General features: G+C 72.7%; 17 protein-coding genes. 14 read left to right on the top strand and 3 right to left on the bottom strand.

Annotated features, from left to right (window positions below):
* The first annotated feature begins 110 nt into the window (after positions 1-110).
* From ald to AVW11_RS12960, 10 genes are all read left to right on the top strand, one after another.
* The gene (ald, locus tag AVW11_RS13005) at positions 111-1,226 is read left to right on the top strand and encodes an alanine dehydrogenase (RefSeq protein ID WP_030855324.1); all 1,116 of its coding nucleotides are present in this window, start codon (positions 111-113) and stop codon (positions 1,224-1,226) included.
* Positions 1,227-1,675: 449 nt separating this feature from the next.
* A complete protein-coding gene (locus AVW11_RS13000; protein WP_225884681.1) occupies positions 1,676-2,713 on the top strand; it encodes a ParA family protein in 1,038 nt (345 codons plus the stop codon).
* Positions 2,698-3,237, top strand: coding sequence for a hypothetical protein (locus AVW11_RS12995; protein WP_076044055.1), 540 nt, complete (start codon positions 2,698-2,700; stop codon positions 3,235-3,237). Before AVW11_RS13000 ends, AVW11_RS12995 begins: the two co-directional genes overlap by 16 nt.
* Positions 3,238-3,784: 547 nt before the next feature.
* Entirely contained in the window at positions 3,785-4,816 is a 1,032-nt protein-coding gene (locus AVW11_RS12990; RefSeq protein ID WP_076044054.1) for a segregation and condensation protein A, read from the top strand.
* Complete coding sequence (gene scpB, locus AVW11_RS12985; protein WP_030855320.1) at positions 4,813-5,445, top strand: SMC-Scp complex subunit ScpB; 633 nt, start codon at positions 4,813-4,815, stop codon at positions 5,443-5,445. Before AVW11_RS12990 ends, scpB begins: the two co-directional genes overlap by 4 nt.
* A complete protein-coding gene (locus tag AVW11_RS12980; RefSeq protein WP_076044053.1) occupies positions 5,445-6,704 on the top strand; it encodes a pseudouridine synthase in 1,260 nt (419 codons plus the stop codon). Before scpB ends, AVW11_RS12980 begins: the two co-directional genes overlap by 1 nt.
* A gap of 125 nt (positions 6,705-6,829) precedes the next feature.
* Positions 6,830-7,438: a nicotinamide riboside transporter PnuC gene (pnuC, locus tag AVW11_RS12975; protein ID WP_060179956.1), complete on the top strand. Its 609-nt coding sequence runs from the start codon at positions 6,830-6,832 to the stop codon at positions 7,436-7,438.
* Complete coding sequence (locus AVW11_RS12970) at positions 7,435-8,514, top strand: AAA family ATPase (protein ID WP_060179957.1); 1,080 nt, start codon at positions 7,435-7,437, stop codon at positions 8,512-8,514. The genes pnuC and AVW11_RS12970 overlap by 4 nt, the downstream gene beginning before the upstream one ends.
* The gene (locus AVW11_RS12965) at positions 8,511-9,251 is read left to right on the top strand and encodes an NUDIX hydrolase (RefSeq protein WP_060179958.1); all 741 of its coding nucleotides are present in this window, start codon (positions 8,511-8,513) and stop codon (positions 9,249-9,251) included. Before AVW11_RS12970 ends, AVW11_RS12965 begins: the two co-directional genes overlap by 4 nt.
* Positions 9,248-10,258 (top strand): ADP-ribosylglycohydrolase family protein, encoded by a 1,011-nt coding sequence (locus AVW11_RS12960; protein WP_060179959.1) that lies wholly within the window; start codon positions 9,248-9,250, stop codon positions 10,256-10,258. Before AVW11_RS12965 ends, AVW11_RS12960 begins: the two co-directional genes overlap by 4 nt.
* Positions 10,259-10,294: 36 nt before the next feature.
* On the opposite strand, the gene AVW11_RS12955 is transcribed toward AVW11_RS12960, so the two are convergent.
* The 3 genes from AVW11_RS12955 to AVW11_RS12945 all read right to left on the bottom strand — a co-directional run bounded on the left by AVW11_RS12955 (position 10,295) and on the right by AVW11_RS12945 (position 11,958).
* Entirely contained in the window at positions 10,295-10,978 is a 684-nt protein-coding gene (locus tag AVW11_RS12955) for a nucleotidyltransferase domain-containing protein (RefSeq protein ID WP_030855312.1), read from the bottom strand.
* A 73-nt stretch (positions 10,979-11,051) separates the two neighbouring features.
* Positions 11,052-11,534 (bottom strand): Rieske (2Fe-2S) protein, encoded by a 483-nt coding sequence (locus tag AVW11_RS12950; protein ID WP_076044052.1) that lies wholly within the window; start codon positions 11,532-11,534, stop codon positions 11,052-11,054.
* A gap of 82 nt (positions 11,535-11,616) precedes the next feature.
* A complete protein-coding gene (locus tag AVW11_RS12945) occupies positions 11,617-11,958 on the bottom strand; it encodes a DUF952 domain-containing protein (RefSeq protein WP_060179962.1) in 342 nt (113 codons plus the stop codon).
* Positions 11,959-12,017: 59 nt separating this feature from the next.
* Here AVW11_RS12945 and AVW11_RS37385 point away from each other — a divergent pair, with 59 nt between their 5' ends.
* From AVW11_RS37385 to AVW11_RS12930, 4 genes are all read left to right on the top strand, one after another.
* Positions 12,018-12,194, top strand: coding sequence for a hypothetical protein (locus AVW11_RS37385; protein WP_158076130.1), 177 nt, complete (start codon positions 12,018-12,020; stop codon positions 12,192-12,194).
* A 115-nt stretch (positions 12,195-12,309) separates the two neighbouring features.
* Positions 12,310-13,398: a prephenate dehydrogenase gene (locus AVW11_RS12940; protein WP_060179963.1), complete on the top strand. Its 1,089-nt coding sequence runs from the start codon at positions 12,310-12,312 to the stop codon at positions 13,396-13,398.
* 117 nt (positions 13,399-13,515) lie between these two features.
* Positions 13,516-14,223, top strand: a complete 708-nt coding sequence (gene cmk, locus AVW11_RS12935) for a (d)CMP kinase (RefSeq protein ID WP_030855306.1) — start codon at positions 13,516-13,518, stop codon at positions 14,221-14,223.
* Complete coding sequence (locus AVW11_RS12930; protein ID WP_076044051.1) at positions 14,178-14,867, top strand: lysophospholipid acyltransferase family protein; 690 nt, start codon at positions 14,178-14,180, stop codon at positions 14,865-14,867. The genes cmk and AVW11_RS12930 overlap by 46 nt, the downstream gene beginning before the upstream one ends.
* Positions 14,868-14,924 lie beyond the last annotated feature (57 nt).

The raw sequence follows: 14,924 nt of genomic DNA, 5'->3' as shown, positions 1-14,924 counted from the left end.
AACTGGCTTCACCACGTCATCTCGTGGTGCATCCCGTTGCGCACTCTTGTGGGCGGGTATGTATGGAAGTGCCCCGTTATTTCCCCCTGAGTCAAGGACCGTGATCGACGATGAAGGTCGGCATCCCCCGCGAGGTCAAGAACAACGAGTTCCGGGTCGCCATCACGCCTGCCGGCGTGCATGAGCTGGTCCGCAACGGCCACCAGGTCTTCATCGAGCAGAACGCCGGCGTCGGCTCCTCGATCACGGACGCCGAGTACGTCGCGGCGGGCGCGGAGATCCTCGGCACCGCCGACGAGGTCTGGGCCACCGCCGACCTGCTGCTGAAGGTCAAGGAGCCGATCGCGGAGGAGTACCACCGCCTCCGCAAGGACCAGACGCTCTTCACCTACCTGCACCTGGCGGCCTCCCGCGAGTGCACGGACGCCCTGCTGGAGTCCGGCACCACCGCCATCGCGTACGAGACGGTCGAGCTCGCCAACCGCGCGCTCCCGCTGCTCGCCCCGATGTCCGAGGTCGCGGGCCGCCTCGCACCGCAGGTCGGCGCCTACCACCTGATGCGCTCGGCCGGCGGCCGCGGCGTCCTCCCGGGCGGTGTCCCCGGCACCCACGCCGGCGAGTGCGTCGTCATCGGCGGCGGCGTCTCCGGCTGGAACGCGGCGCAGATCGCCATCGGCATGGGCTTCCACGTGACCCTGCTCGACCGCGACATCAACAAGCTCCGCGAGGCCGACAAGATCTTCGGCACGAAGATCAAGACGATCGTCTCCAACGCCTACGAGCTGGAGAAGGCCGTCGTCGAGGCCGACCTCGTCATCGGCGCCGTCCTGATCCCGGGTGCGAAGGCCCCGAAGCTGGTCACCAACGAGCTCGTCGCCAAGATGAAGCCCGGAAGTGTACTTGTCGACATCGCGATCGACCAGGGCGGCTGCTTCGAGGACTCCCGTCCGACCACCCACGCCGAGCCGACCTTCCAGGTCCACAACTCGGTCTTCTACTGCGTCGCCAACATGCCGGGCGCGGTGCCGAACACCTCCACCTACGCGCTGACCAACGCCACGCTGCCCTACATCGTGCAGCTCGCGAACCTCGGCTGGGTCGAGGCGCTGCGCCGTGACCCCGCGCTCGCGCTGGGCCTCAACACCCATGACGGCCAGGTCGTTTACGGTCCGGTCGCCGAGGCCCACGGCCTCGAGACCCTCGAGCTCGGCACGCTGCTCGGCTGACCCGTCAACGACTGACGTCAATCTCACGTATCCGGCCGGACCTTGCCCGCAAGGTCCGGCCGGACGCGTTTGCCGACGGCCCCGAGAGCCCGCTCAACTCGCCTCGAACGTAACCCTTTAACCCTTTCGCGCACCCGCGAAACTTCGCGGTGACGGCGCGGACGCCCTTGACAGAGTGGTGTTCGGTTGCCGACACATCGTGCCGGGTCCGGCGGATTGTGTTGCCGCTGGGTGGTGACACGCCATAGAGTCGCCAACCGTCGGCATGGTGCCACGCTGACCTATCGATAAGTGTCCTGGTCACGTCCGAGGAGGTAAGACGACTTGTGAATAAGTCGACATTTACTCCTGGGGGTGGTGGAGCAGGCGTCCCTGAGCGGGGCCAGAGTCCTGCCGGGCTCGAAGCTGTCGGCTCCGTCGCAGTACGCACCTTCGCAAACCACCAGCACATGACGACGCCCCAAAAGAGCATGGACGGCCTAGACGTGAACTCCAGGGCCGGCGACCTGAGCGGCGATACGCCCACGGGATTCGCCGACTACGACAATGTGCCCGAGGGGCACTTCTACGACCCCGACGCGGAGTACGAACCGGACCCCGAGTACGCGGCCACCCTCGCCCCCGACGCTGCCCGCCAGCGCCGTGAGCGGATCGGCCCGACCGGACGCCCGCTGCCGTACTTCCCGATCCCGGGTCCGCTGACCGACCACGGTCCGGCGAAGATCATCGCGATGTGCAACCAGAAGGGCGGCGTGGGCAAGACCACGTCGACGATCAACCTGGGTGCCGCGCTCGCCGAGTACGGGCGCCGCGTGTTGCTCGTCGACTTCGACCCGCAGGGCGCACTGTCCGTGGGCCTCGGCGTGAACCCGATGGAACTCGACCTGACGGTCTACAACCTGCTCATGGAGCGGGGCATGTCGGCCGACGAGGTGCTGCTCAAGACGGCGGTCCCCAACATGGACCTGCTGCCGAGCAACATCGACCTGTCCGCTGCGGAAGTGCAGTTGGTCAGCGAGGTCGCGCGCGAGTCCACCCTGCAACGGGCGCTGAAGCCCCTGATGGCCGACTACGACTACATCGTGATCGACTGTCAGCCCTCGCTCGGTCTGCTGACCGTGAACGCCCTGACGGCGGCTCACAAGGTCATCGTCCCGCTGGAGTGCGAGTTCTTCGCACTGCGCGGCGTGGCGCTGCTGACCGAGACCATCGAGAAGGTGCAGGAGCGGCTCAACCCCGAGCTGGAGCTCGACGGCATCCTCGCCACCATGTACGACTCCCGTACGGTGCACAGCCGCGAGGTGCTGGCGCGTGTCGTCGAGGCCTTCGACGACCACGTCTACCACACGGTCATCGGCCGGACGGTGCGCTTCCCGGAGACCACGGTCGCCGGTGAGCCGATCACGACGTACGCGTCCAACTCCGTCGGCGCCGCCGCCTACCGCCAGCTGGCCAGGGAGGTGCTCGCCCGGTGTCACGCCGAGTGAGTCTGCCCGGCGCCGACGAACTGTTCCGTACGACCGGGGGGATGGCGCTCCAGTCGTCCTCGCCGCGCCGCGGGGCCGACGAGGCATCCGCCGCGGAACACTCGGCCGCTCCGGCCGGTGGCACGGCGGGAGAGGGCCGCAGCCGGGAGGCTGAGGCCGGTACGCAGGCGGACGGCCCCGTGGTGGGGCAGCCGCGGCGACCGCAGGAAGGTTCTGTCAGCCAGGCCGGCCCGGCCGCCGGGGCGGCTTCCGCCCCGGCCGGGGCGACCCGGCGGGGCAAGGGCCAGGGCCGCGGTGCGAACCGGCGGCCCAGCGGCCGCGAACGGCACGACGAGAAGATCACCGTCTACGTCTCCGCCGAGGAACTGATGGACCTCGAGCACGCGCGCCTGGTGCTGCGCGGGGAGCACGGCCTGGCCGTCGACCGCGGCCGCATCGTCCGCGAGGCGGTGGCGGTCGTCCTGGCCGACCTGGAGTCCCGGGGGGACGCCAGCATCCTGGTCCGCCGCCTCCGCGGCCGCTGAACCCCCTGCGGCGCCGCTCGGCCGGACCCCGGGTGCCGCGCAGGTGGTGGCCGGCGCCGCTGCCGCGCCCGATGCTTCGCCGAGAGGCCGCCGACCTGCCGTCGGCGGCCTCTCGCCGCGTGCGGGGCTGCCGCCGGTCCGCTCACGCAGCCGGACCGCCGGTGGGGGCACCGTACGCGCGGAGCAGCCTGCCGGGGACGCCCGGTGGTACCGGTGGCGGCTCCCGGCCGCACCGGGACGCCTGGGCGCCGGCGGCTCGCCGCGCGGTGCGGGGGCGGCGGGCCCACCGTCCCGGCCCGCCGGGCGGGGAATCGTTCGGCCGGGGCCCAAGGGCTGTCCCGTAATCCCCGGCGGGCGCGCGACGACAGCCGCGGCACCTCGCTGCGTTGTCGGAACGCCCGCATACGCCCAGTACGAGGACGCTCCTCCGCCTTGCGATGCACCGCATCTGACGCCGTGCGCTGATCCACCGGGGATCACGGGACAGCCCTTAGGCTTCCCGTGTTCGACCTGCCGTTCTTTCCTTTCCGTAGCCACCTGGACCGCCATGCCCCCCGATCACCACGCCGCCCGCCCGGCCCGCCGGAGCCTGGGACGCGGGCCGGGTGCCGCCGCCGAGGCCCCGGTGTCCGAACCGGCGGCCGCCGAGGCCCCCGCCACGGGCCAGGCCGCCGAGACCGGGGATCCGGCCGGGCCGGCCGACGGCGCCGGGGCCGCGGACGCGGCAGGGCGTGCCGAGGGGGCGGGGCCGGGCCAGGGCGGGAGCGCCACCGCCCCCGGGGGCGACGGGCGGTTCACGCTGCGGCTCGACAACTTCGAGGGGCCCTTCGACCTGCTGCTCCAGCTGATCTCCCGGCACAAGCTCGACGTCACCGAGGTGGCGCTGTCCAAGGTCACCGACGAGTTCATGGCGCACATCCGGGCCATGGGGCCCGACTGGGACCTCGACCAGACCACCGAGTTCCTCGTCGTCGCCGCCACCCTGCTCGACCTGAAGGCCGCCCGGCTGCTGCCGGTGGCCGAGGTCGAGGACGAGGCCGACCTCGCCCTCCTGGAGGCCCGCGACCTGCTTTTCGCGCGCCTGCTGCAATACCGCGCCTACAAGCAGATCGCCGAGATCTTCGAGCGGCGGGCGCAGATCGAGGGCCGGCGCTACCCCCGCACGGTCGGCCTGGAGCCGCACCACGCCGACCTGCTGCCCGACGTCGTCATCAGCATCGGCGCCGAGGGGTTCGCCCGGCTCGCCGTCAAGGCCATGCAGCCGAAGGCCAAGCCCGAGGTGTACGTGGACCACATCCACGCGCCCCTCGTCAGCGTGCGCGAGCAGGCCGGCGTCGTCGTGCGGATGCTGAAGGCTCGCGGCGAGGCCACCTTCCAGGAGCTCACCGAGGACGCCGAGGACACCCTCACCGTCGTGGCGCGCTTCCTGGCGCTCCTGGAGCTCTACCGGGAGAAGGCGGTCGCCCTCGACCAGGAGGAGGCCCTGCGGACCCTCACCGTGCGCTGGAGCGGCGGGGACGGCGACGGCATGCCGACCGTGACCGACGAGTTCGACCAGATCGTGGAGGCGAAGGATTGAGCGGCGACGGCGGCGCGGTGGCCGCACTGGAACTGAAGCCGGCCCTGGAGGCCGTCCTGATGGTCGTGGACGAGCCCGCGACCGAGGCGCACCTCGCCAAGGTGCTGGAGCGCACCCCGCGCGAGGTGGCGGACGCGCTGCGGGAGCTCGCCGACGAGTACACGGCCGCGCGCAGGGGCTTCGAGCTGCGGCTCGTCGCGGGCGGGTGGCGGTTCTACACCCGCGCGCAGTACGCCCCGGCCGTCGAGGCCTTCGTCCTGGACGGCCAGCAGGCCCGGCTGACGCAGGCGGCGCTGGAGACCCTGGCGGTCGTCGCGTACCGCCAGCCGGTGAGCCGGTCGCGGGTCTCCGCCGTGCGCGGAGTCAACTGCGACGGGGTCATGCGGACCCTCCTCCAGCGCGGTCTGGTGGAGGAGGCGGGGACGGAACCCGAAACAGGTGCGATCCTATACAGGACGACGAACTACTTTCTGGAGCGGATGGGCCTGCGCGGCCTGGACGAGCTCCCGGAGCTCGCGCCCTTCCTCCCCGAGGCGGACGCGATCGAAGCCGAGACGCAAGAAGGTGTGCCGTCGTTCGATCCGGACGCACCGGACACCGATGAAGACGACAAGACGACGGAACTTTGATGCGAAGCAGCGGCAACGGCAACGGTGGCAACAGGAACAGCGGCGGCTCCGGCGGCGGCGGGCGCGGTAGCGCCCGTGGCGGCGGCTCCGGCGGCGGCGGTGGCTACCGCGGCTCCGGCTCGGGCAGCGGCGGTGGCTACCGCGGCGGCTCCGGCTCCGGCGGTGGCGGCGGCTACCGCGGCGGCCAGGGCGGCCAGGGTGGCCAAGGCGGCCAGGGCGGCTCGCGGGACCGTGACCGCGACCAGGCTCCCCAGCGCCCCCGCAACCCGCGCCCCGAGGAGCGCCGCTACGACGTGGGCCCCGAGGGTGAGCGCACCCGCGGCGCCCGCGGTGCGGCCGCGCGCGGTGGTGCCAAGGGCAGCCCCAAGGCCTCCAAGACCCCCGGCATCGGCGGCGCCGGCGGCCCGCGCCGCGGTCCGGGCAGCCGCAGCGGCCAGTCCCGCCCGCGCGAGCTGGACGCGCGCATCGAGGAGCGCGTGCGCGACCGGTACGCCGACAAGCCCGTGATCAAGACTCCGAAGACCTTCCCCGGGGCCGAGCAGGAGGGTGAGCGGCTGCAGAAGGTCCTCGCCCGCGCCGGCATGGGCTCGCGCCGCGCCTGCGAGGAGCTCATCGAGCAGGCCCGCGTCGAGGTCAACGGCGAGATCGTCACCGAGCAGGGCAAGCGCGTCCAGCCGAAGGACGAGATCAAGGTGGACGGCCTGACCGTCGCCACCCAGTCGTACCTGTTCTTCGCGCTGAACAAGCCGGCCGGTGTCGTCTCCACCATGGAGGACCCGGACGGCCGCCAGTGCCTGGGCGACTACGTCAACAACCGCGAGACGCGCCTCTTCCACGTCGGCCGGCTGGACACCGAGACCGAGGGCATCATCCTGCTCACCAACCACGGTGAGCTGGCCCACCGCCTGACGCACCCGAAGTACGGCGTGAAGAAGACCTACGTCGCCGCGATCACCGGCTCGCTGCCGCGCGACATCGGCAAGCGCCTCAAGGACGGCATCGAGCTCGAGGACGGCTGGGCCCGCGCCGACAACTTCCGCGTCCTGGACCAGGTCGGCAAGAACTACATGGTCGAGGTGACCCTCCACGAGGGCCGCAAGCACATCGTGCGCCGCATGCTCTCCGAGGCGGGCTTCCCCGTCGACAAGCTCGTCCGGACCTCCTTCGGCCCGATCGAGCTGGGCGACCAGAAGTCCGGCTGGCTGCGCCGCCTGACCAACACCGAGGTCGGCATGCTGATGCGCGAGGTCGGCCTGTAGTCCCTCCGCCCGACCCCGCTCCACGAGAAGCCCGCAGTGCCCACGGCACTGCGGGCTTCTCCCTTGCCCGAGCCCCGCATCCCTGTTTATAGTCACAGTGACTATTAAAGGAAGGCGGGTCGGGCATGAACTGGACCTTGAGCTGGACCGAGGTGCTCGGGTTCGCCACGGGCGCCCTGTGCGTCTGGCTGGTGGCCCGACAGCACATCGCCAACTGGCCGATCGGCATCGCCAACAACGTCTTCTTCATCGTGCTCTTCGCCCAGGCCGGCCTCTACGCCGACGCCGGGCTCCAGATCGTCTTCATCGCCCTCGCCGCGTACGGCTGGTGGTCCTGGACCCACGGGGGTGGACCAGGAACCGCCGCAGCCCTGCCGGTGCGCCGCACCACGCGCACCGAATGGGTCTGGCTCGCCGCGGCGGGGGCGGCGGGGACCCTCGGCCTGACCCTGCTCCTCGCCCGCGCCACCGACTCCACCGTCCCCGTCTGGGACGCGGCCACGACGGCGCTCTCCCTCGCGGCGACCTACGGCCAGTGCCGCAAGCTGGTCGAGTCCTGGTGGCTGTGGATCGCCGCCGACCTCCTCTACATCCCCCTGTACGTCCACAAGGGGCTCCACCTCACCGCCCTGCTCTACGTCGGCTTCCTCGCCCTCTGCGTCGCAGGCCTGCTCGGCTGGCGGCGCTCGCTCCCGCAGCGCGGCGCCCGTACCGCCCTGGAGGCGACGGCATGAGGCGCTTCGGCCACGGACTGGTGCTCGGCAAGTTCTACCCGCCGCACGCCGGCCACCACCACCTGGTGCGCACCGCCCAGGACCGCTGCGAGAGGCTGACCGTCCTGGTCTGCGCCGCCTCCGTGGAATCGGTGCCGCTCGCCGACCGCGTCGCCTGGATGCGCGAGGCCCACCCGGACGCGGACGTCGTCGGAGCCGTCGACGACATCCCCGTCGACCTGCACGACCCGGAGATCTGGGAGGCCCACATGGCGATCTTCCGGGCCGCCGTCGGCCGCCGTGTCGACGCCGTCTTCACCTCCGAGGAGTACGGCACCGAGCTCGCCCGCAGGTTCGGTGCCGAGGAGGTCTGCGTGGATCCCGCCCGGACCCTCTTCCCTGTCTCCGGGACCGCCGTACGGGCCGACCCGGCCGCCTGCTGGGACTTCCTCGGCCCGGCCGTACGGGCCCGCCTCGCGCGCCGTGTCGTCGTCCTGGGGGCCGAGTCCACCGGGACGACCACCCTGTCCCGGGACCTGGCCGCGCACCTGCGGGCGCGCGGCGGCGTCTGGGCCGCCACCGGCTGGGTCGAGGAGTACGGCCGCCGCTACAGCGAGGAGAAGCTCGCCGCGGCGCGGGCCGCCGACCCGGCCGCCACCTGGGCGGACGTCTCCTTCACCTCCGAGGAGTTCCCCGTCATCGCCCGCCGCCAGGACGAAGAGGAGGAGCGGGCGGCCCGCCAGGGCTCCCCGGTACTGGTCTGCGACACCGACTCCTTCGCCACCGGCATCTGGCACGAGCGGTACATGGGCGGCCGCAACCCCGAGGTCGAGCGGATCGCCGCCCTCACCCACCGGGACCTGTACCTGCTGACCGAGGACGCCGACGTGCCCTTCGAGGACGACGGACTGCGCGACGGGCCCGAACTCAGACCCTGGATGACCCGCCGCTTCCGCGAGGAACTGGAGGCGACCGGGAAGCGCTACCTCTCCGTACGCGGCAACCGCCGGGAGCGGCTCGCCACGGCCGCGGCGGCCGTGGACGAACTGCTCGCCGAAGGCTGGCGGTTCGCCGACCCCCTCCCGGAGAACCGATGAGCGGGGCGGTGGACCCGGGCTACGACCCGCATGCCTTCGAGCCGTTCGCGGTGACCGTGGACCTCGCCGTCTTCACCGTGCGCGGCGGCGCCCTGCACGTGCTGCTGATCCGGCGCGGCCAGGAGCCGTACGCGGGCTCCTGGGCGCTGCCCGGCGGGTTCGTCCTGCCGCGGGAGTCCGCCGAGACCGCCGCCCGCCGCGAACTGGCCGAGGAGACCGGCCTGCCCGAGCAGGTCGTCGCGGCCCTGCACCTGGAGCAGTTGCGCACCTACAGCGAACCGGACCGAGACCCCCGGATGCGGGTCGTCTCGGTGGCCTTCACGGCCCTCGTCCCGGACCTGCCCGAACCGGCCGCCGAAGGCGGCGGGGACGCGGCGCAGGCCCGCTGGCTGCCCCTGGGCGAGGTCCCGGACCTGGCCTTCGACCACGCGGTGATCCTGGCGGACGCACGGATGCGGATCCGCTCGAAGCTGGAGTACACCTGCCTGGCCACCGCCTTCTGCCCGCCCGAGTTCACGCTCGGGGAGCTCCTGGCCGTGTACGAGACCGTCTGGGACACCGTGCTCGACCGTCCCAACTTCCGCCGCAAGGTCCTGACGACCCCCGGGTTCGTCGAGGCCGTACCGGGCGCCGCCCGGCTCACCGGGGGCCGCGGCAAACCGGCCGCCCTCTACCGGGCCGGCCCGGCGACCGCGCTCCATCCACCACTGCTCCGACCGGAAGGACCCACCCCATGACGAAACGAGCCGCGACCGGCGCGCTGGTCGGCCTCGCCCTGGGCGACGCACTGGGCTTCCCGACCGAGTTCAACGACGTCCCCGCGATCCTCGCCAAGACCGGCCCGTGGCGCGAGATGCGCCTGCCCCGCCCGGCGATCGTCACGGACGACACCCAGATGACCCTCGCCCTGGCCCGCGGCATCCGGACCGCCACCGACCGCGGACCCATAGGCCCGCTGCGCCTGACCCGCCCGGTCCGGGAGGAGTTCGTCGACTGGTACCACTCCCCGGAGAACAACCGGGCCCCCGGCAACACCTGCCTGCGGGCCTGCAACCTGCTGAACGATCCGCAGCGCGACTGGCGCGACGCCAGCCAGACCGGCTCCAAGGGCTGCGGGGCCAACATGCGGGTGGCCCCCGTCGGGCTGGTGCCCGGCTGGACCGACGAGGAACGGGCCGGTGCGGCCCAGCTCCAGTCCGCCCTCACCCACGGCCACCCGACGGCCCTGGCCGCCTCCGACCTGACGGCGCTGGCGGTCCACCTGCTGGCCACCGGCACCGAGGTCACCGGCCTGGTCGGGCGGCTGCGCTCGTACGCCCTGGAGAACCGCACCCGCTACCACGAGCGCTGGCTCGGCGACCTGTGGATGCGGACCGCCTCCGACGCCACGCCGGAGTCCTTCATCGCGCGCGGCTGGGACGAGTGCCTGGAGGTGCTGGACCGGCTCGCGGCCGCCCTGCGGTCCCCGTCCCCGGAGACCGACCCCTGCCTGACCACCGGCGACGGCTGGATCGCCGAGGAGGCCCTCGCCACCGCCCTGCAGTGCTTCCTGCTCTTCCCGGACGAGCCCCTGACCGCCCTGCGCCGCGCCGCCTGCACCAGGGGCGACTCCGACTCCCTCGCCTGCCTCGCCGGCGCCTTCGCCGGAGCCCACCTCGGGGCGGACGTCTGGCCGCGCGAGTGGGAGGGCCGCATCGAGTACCGGGACGAACTCCTGGCCTTCGGCACCCTCTGGGATGCCTGATCCATGCTGGACGCCTACGTCGTCCGCCGGCGGACGTCACTGGAGGGCTGACGCGCGCCGGGCGCGGACGAGGAAGTCCTCGACCCGGGCCCGGTCCGGCTCCTCCGGCAGGGGAGTGCCGGCCAGGGCGTCCTCCGTCTCCTCCTGCAGCCGGGTCATCCAGGTGTCGACCTCGTCCCAGGTCAGCTCCCCGCGGCGGACGGCGAGGAGGCGGTCTCGGTACGGGCCCGCGTCGATGGCCAGATGGCCGGTGCGCAGCAGGTCGCGGCAGGACAGCAGCAGGCGCAGCAGGTGCATGGCGTGCTTCCAGCGCGGCGCGCCGTGGAGGCGGACGTCCGCGACGAGCTTGCCGTGCTGGGAGGCCGCGTACCGGCCGAAGCTGGTGTGGGCCCGGCGGGAGAGGAAGGCCCCGCGCAGGGAGAGCAGTTCCGCGCCGACCGCACTGACGTGTTCCACCAGGGGGGAGTGCAGGCACTCCAGGATGTTCGGGTTGGCCCGCAGGGCGAGTTCGCAGAAACGCTCCAGCTCCCAGGAGAACTCCTCGTCCCGCGGGCCGTCCACATGCGTGGGGGGCTTCTCGAACCGCCAGAACAGCGGTGTCGGGGCGAGGTAGACACCACGCCGGTCGGTGTCGCTGGCCTCCGTGGCCAGCCCGAACGCCCGGGAGCCCATCACGCACCGGTAGACCGTGTGCTCCCGTACCAGTGTCAGATCGTCCATCCCGGGAGCCTACGCCCGGGCGCAGCCGCCCTGCCGGGCCTTTTCCGCAGGCCGGCAGGGCTGCGAGCGACCGCTACGCGAGCGTGATGTTGCCGTCCGCGGCGACCGTGATCTTCTTCTCGGCCAGGCCCTTGGTGGCCGGTCCCTTGACCACCGCGCCGTCCGTGGCCTTGAACTCGCTGTTGTGGCACGCACAGTTGATCGCGTTGTTCTCCACCTTGGTCACCAGGCAGCCCTGGTGGGGGCAGACCGCGGTGAAGCAGCGGAAGGATCCCGCGGTGGGCTGGGTGACGACGACCTTCTGCTCCTTGAGCACCTTGCCGCCGCCCACGGGCACGTCCGCAGCCTTGGCGATGGCCTTCCCCGCGGGCGCGCCGCCGGCCGAGGGGTTGGCGGGGGCGTCGCCCGGCGGCGGGCTGGCGGCGCCGTTCGGTTCGGCGGACGCGGTGTTGCCGCCGTCACCTCCGCTGCCGCATGCGGTGAGCGCACCGCCGGCCAGGGTGGCCGCTCCGATCACCAGTACCTTGCGCCGGGCGGTCTGCGTGGGGTCGCTCATCAGTGTCTCCTCGCTGTGTGGCGGATCGGCGTGCAGCATCCTGACGTGTGGCGGGCCTCAGGTGAAGCCTGCCGCGCCCGAATCACGAGCTCCGCTGCCACGGTGCCAGTGATGCGGGTGTGCCAGGTGTGCGTACGACCTCCCACACGTGGACTACGGCGTCCCGGTTCAGCGGACCGAAAACATGTGGGAAACGGTCGCCGGAATCACCCTCCCGGCGGACCTCCGCGGTCAGCGCGTCCTCGTCGAGCTCGACCGCCAGCAAGGTCCCCGGCTGCGCCCGGTAGTGCGTGTCGGCGATGCCCAGCACCGTCGCGCGGTCCGCCGAACAGTGCACGAATCCCTCGGAGTCCAGCGAGGGCGGCGCGTACGGGAGCTCGGGGGAGGCGGTCCAGTCGGCGAGCGGGACGATGTGGAAGATCATGCCGATCGTTCTACCGCAGCGGCCGCCGCCGCGGGCACCGGCTGGCGATGACATCCGCTATGAGCGACATTGTCCACGTCTCCGAGCCGGGTACGGCGCTGTCCGCGCGGCCCGGCCCGGAACAGGCCGCGGACCGGATCGCGCAGAGCCTGCCGCGGGCGGTCGACAGGCTGACACCGGGCGGAGTGATCCCCTCCGGTCCGATCGAGGACATCATCAGGCAGCAGAAGTCCTGAAGACGCCGTCCCGAGGGCCCGGCCGCCGTCCCACAGGGCGGGCAGCCGGGCCCCGCGGCGTCACCTCTGGCTACCCTGAGTCAGAACCTGTCGTCACGCACCCGTGGAGCGCCCCGTGAGAACCGCCGTCGTCATCGGAACCGGACTGATCGGCACCTCCGCGGCGCTCGCCCTGACGGCCCGCGGGATCACCGTGCACCTCGCCGACCACGACCCGGACCGGGCGCGCACGGCGGCCGCGCTCGGCGCCGGCACCGACGAGCCCCCGCAGGAGCAGGTCGACCTCGCGATCGTCGCCGTGCCGCCGGCCCACGTGGCCGCGACCCTCGCCGACCTCATAGGACGCGGCGCGGCGCGCGCCTACGTGGACGTGGCCAGCGTCAAGGGCGGACCGCGGCGGGAACTGGCCGCGCTCGGCGTGGACGCCACCGCCTACATCGGCACGCACCCGATGGCGGGCAAGGAGCAGTCCGGGCCGCTGGCCGCCACCGCGGACCTCTTCGAGGGCCGCCCGTGGGTGCTCACCCCGACCCGGGACACCGACCACGAGGTCCTCAACCTCGCGCTGGAGCTGGTGGCCCTCGCCCGGGCCGTGCCGGTGGTGATGGACGCGGACGCCCACGACCGGGCCGTCGCGCTCGTCTCGCACACCCCGCAGCTCGTCTCCAGCATGGTCGCGGCCCGGCTGGAGGAGGCCGACGAGACGGCCGTACGGCTGTGCGGGCAGGGCATCCGCGACGTGACCCGGATCGCCGCCTCCGACCCGCGGATGTGGGTGGAGATCCTGTCGGCCAACCCCGGCCCGGTCGCCGACGTCCTCGCCGGGATCGCCGCCGACCTGGAGGAGACCGTCGACGCGCTGCGCAGCCTCCAGTCCGCCGACGTGGACAAGCGCCGCGGCGGTGCGGCGGGCATCGAGGACGTGCTGCGCCGCGGCAACGCGGGCCGCGTACGGGTCCCGGGCAAGCACGGAGCGGCGCCCACGGTCTACGAGACGGTCGCCGTGCTCATCAGCGACCAGCCCGGCGAGCTGGCCCGGATCTTCGCCGACGCCGGCCGCGCCGGGGTCAACATCGAGGACGTGCGGATCGAGCACGCGACGGGCCAGCAGGCCGGCCTGGTGCAGCTCATGGTGGAGCCGCGGTCCGCGGCGGGCCTGACCGCGGAGCTGCGGGAGCGGGGCTGGGCCCTGCGCACCTCCTGAGCCCGCGAGGTGCGCGAACCAGGGGCGGGGCCGGGGGGTGCCGCGGGCCGGTAACCTTGCAGGGGGGCGTTTTGCCGCGCCCTGACACGCACGCGCAACCAGGAAGGTGCCCGCACCGTGGAAACCGCAGCTCCGTCCGCCGTGATCGTCGCCATCGACGGTCCCTCCGGCACGGGCAAGTCCAGCACCTCCAAGGCCGTGGCCGCCAAGCTCGGGCTGCGCTACCTGGACACCGGTGCCCAGTACCGGGCCATCACCTGGTGGATGATCTCCAACGGGGTCGACACCGACGACGCGCAGGCCGTGGCGGTCGCCGCCGGCAAGCCCTCCATCGTGTCCGGCACCGACCCGGCCGCCCCCACCATCACGGTGGACGGCCTCGACGCCGCCGGCCCCATCCGCACCCAGGAGGTCACCTCCAAGGTCAGCGCCGTCAGCGCGGTCCCCGAGGTGCGCACCCTCATCACCGAACTGCAGCGCTCCATCGCCGCCGAGGCGGCACGGGACGCGGACGGGATCGTCGTCGAGGGCCGGGACATCGGCACCACCGTCCTGCCCGACGCCGACCTCAAGATCTTCCTGACGGCCTCCGCGGAGGCGCGCGCCGCCCGGCGCAGCGGAGAGCTCCGCGGCAAGGAGGCCGCCGACCTCGCGGCCACCAAGGCGGCGCTGATCAAGCGCGACGCCGCGGACTCCGGCCGCAAGACCTCCCCGCTGGCCAAGGCCGGCGACGCGGTCGAGGTGGACACCACCGAGCTCACGCTCGACCAGGTGATCGAGTGCGTCGTGACGCTCGTGGAGGAGAAGCGGGCGGGCCGCAGGTGAGCCGAACGCCCTCCCTCAAGGGCGCGGCGGTCGGCAGGCGCATCGGCATCGGCCTCATGTACGGGCTGTGGAAGCCGCGCGTACTGGGCGCCTGGAAGGTGCCTGCCTCGGGCCCCGTCATCCTCGCCGTGAACCACACGCACAACATAGACGGCCCCATGGTGATGGGCACCGCGCCCCGCCCCCTGCACTTCCTGATCAAGAAGGAAGCGTACGTGGGCCCGCTCGGCCCCTTCCTGGACGGCATCGGGCAGGTCAAGGTCGACCGCTCCGGCGCCGACCGGGCGGCGATAGGCCGCGCCCTCGCCGTGCTCGACCAGGGCGGGGCGCTGGGGATATTCCCCGAGGGCACGAGGGGCGAGGGCGACTTCGCCTCGCTGCGCGCGGGACTGGCGTACTTCGCGGTCCGCAGCGGCGCGCCCATCGTGCCCGTCGCCGTCCTCGGCAGCGCCGAGGGCCGCGGCCGGCTGATCCCGGGGCTGCCGCCCTTCAAGAGCCGGGTCGACGTCGTCTTCGGCTCGGCCTTCGACGCCGGGGACGGCAGTGGCCGCCGCACCCGTACCGCGCTGGACCGGGCCACCGTACGCATCCAGGACCGGCTGACCGCCCACCTGGCCGACGCCAAGCGCCTGACCGGGCGCTGAGCGAGACTTGAACCAGTAGTGGAACCGCGCTGCGCGGGCACCACCGATCACCACGAA

Origin of the sequence: Streptomyces amritsarensis (genome assembly GCF_001953875.1) — a bacterium.
Lineage (GTDB): Bacteria > Actinomycetota > Actinomycetes > Streptomycetales > Streptomycetaceae > Streptomyces > Streptomyces amritsarensis.
This window is presented reverse-complemented; position numbering and strand designations above follow the sequence as displayed.

Excerpts from the sequence above, each read along its gene's own strand:
- ald (WP_030855324.1), top strand. The coding sequence starts at position 111 with ATGAAGGTCGGCATCCCCCGCGAGGTCAAGAACAACGAGTTCCGGGTC.
- AVW11_RS13000 (WP_225884681.1), top strand. The coding sequence starts at position 1,676 with ATGACGACGCCCCAAAAGAGCATGGACGGCCTAGACGTGAACTCCAGG.
- AVW11_RS12990 (WP_076044054.1), top strand. The coding sequence starts at position 3,785 with ATGCCCCCCGATCACCACGCCGCCCGCCCGGCCCGCCGGAGCCTGGGA.
- AVW11_RS12980 (WP_076044053.1), top strand. The coding sequence starts at position 5,445 with ATGCGAAGCAGCGGCAACGGCAACGGTGGCAACAGGAACAGCGGCGGC.
- pnuC (WP_060179956.1), top strand. The coding sequence starts at position 6,830 with ATGAACTGGACCTTGAGCTGGACCGAGGTGCTCGGGTTCGCCACGGGC.
- AVW11_RS12970 (WP_060179957.1), top strand. The coding sequence starts at position 7,435 with ATGAGGCGCTTCGGCCACGGACTGGTGCTCGGCAAGTTCTACCCGCCG.
- AVW11_RS12965 (WP_060179958.1), top strand. The coding sequence starts at position 8,511 with ATGAGCGGGGCGGTGGACCCGGGCTACGACCCGCATGCCTTCGAGCCG.
- AVW11_RS12960 (WP_060179959.1), top strand. The coding sequence starts at position 9,248 with ATGACGAAACGAGCCGCGACCGGCGCGCTGGTCGGCCTCGCCCTGGGC.
- AVW11_RS12955 (WP_030855312.1), bottom strand. The coding sequence starts at position 10,978 with ATGGACGATCTGACACTGGTACGGGAGCACACGGTCTACCGGTGCGTG.
- AVW11_RS12950 (WP_076044052.1), bottom strand. The coding sequence starts at position 11,534 with ATGAGCGACCCCACGCAGACCGCCCGGCGCAAGGTACTGGTGATCGGA.
- AVW11_RS12945 (WP_060179962.1), bottom strand. The coding sequence starts at position 11,958 with ATGATCTTCCACATCGTCCCGCTCGCCGACTGGACCGCCTCCCCCGAG.
- AVW11_RS37385 (WP_158076130.1), top strand. The coding sequence starts at position 12,018 with ATGAGCGACATTGTCCACGTCTCCGAGCCGGGTACGGCGCTGTCCGCG.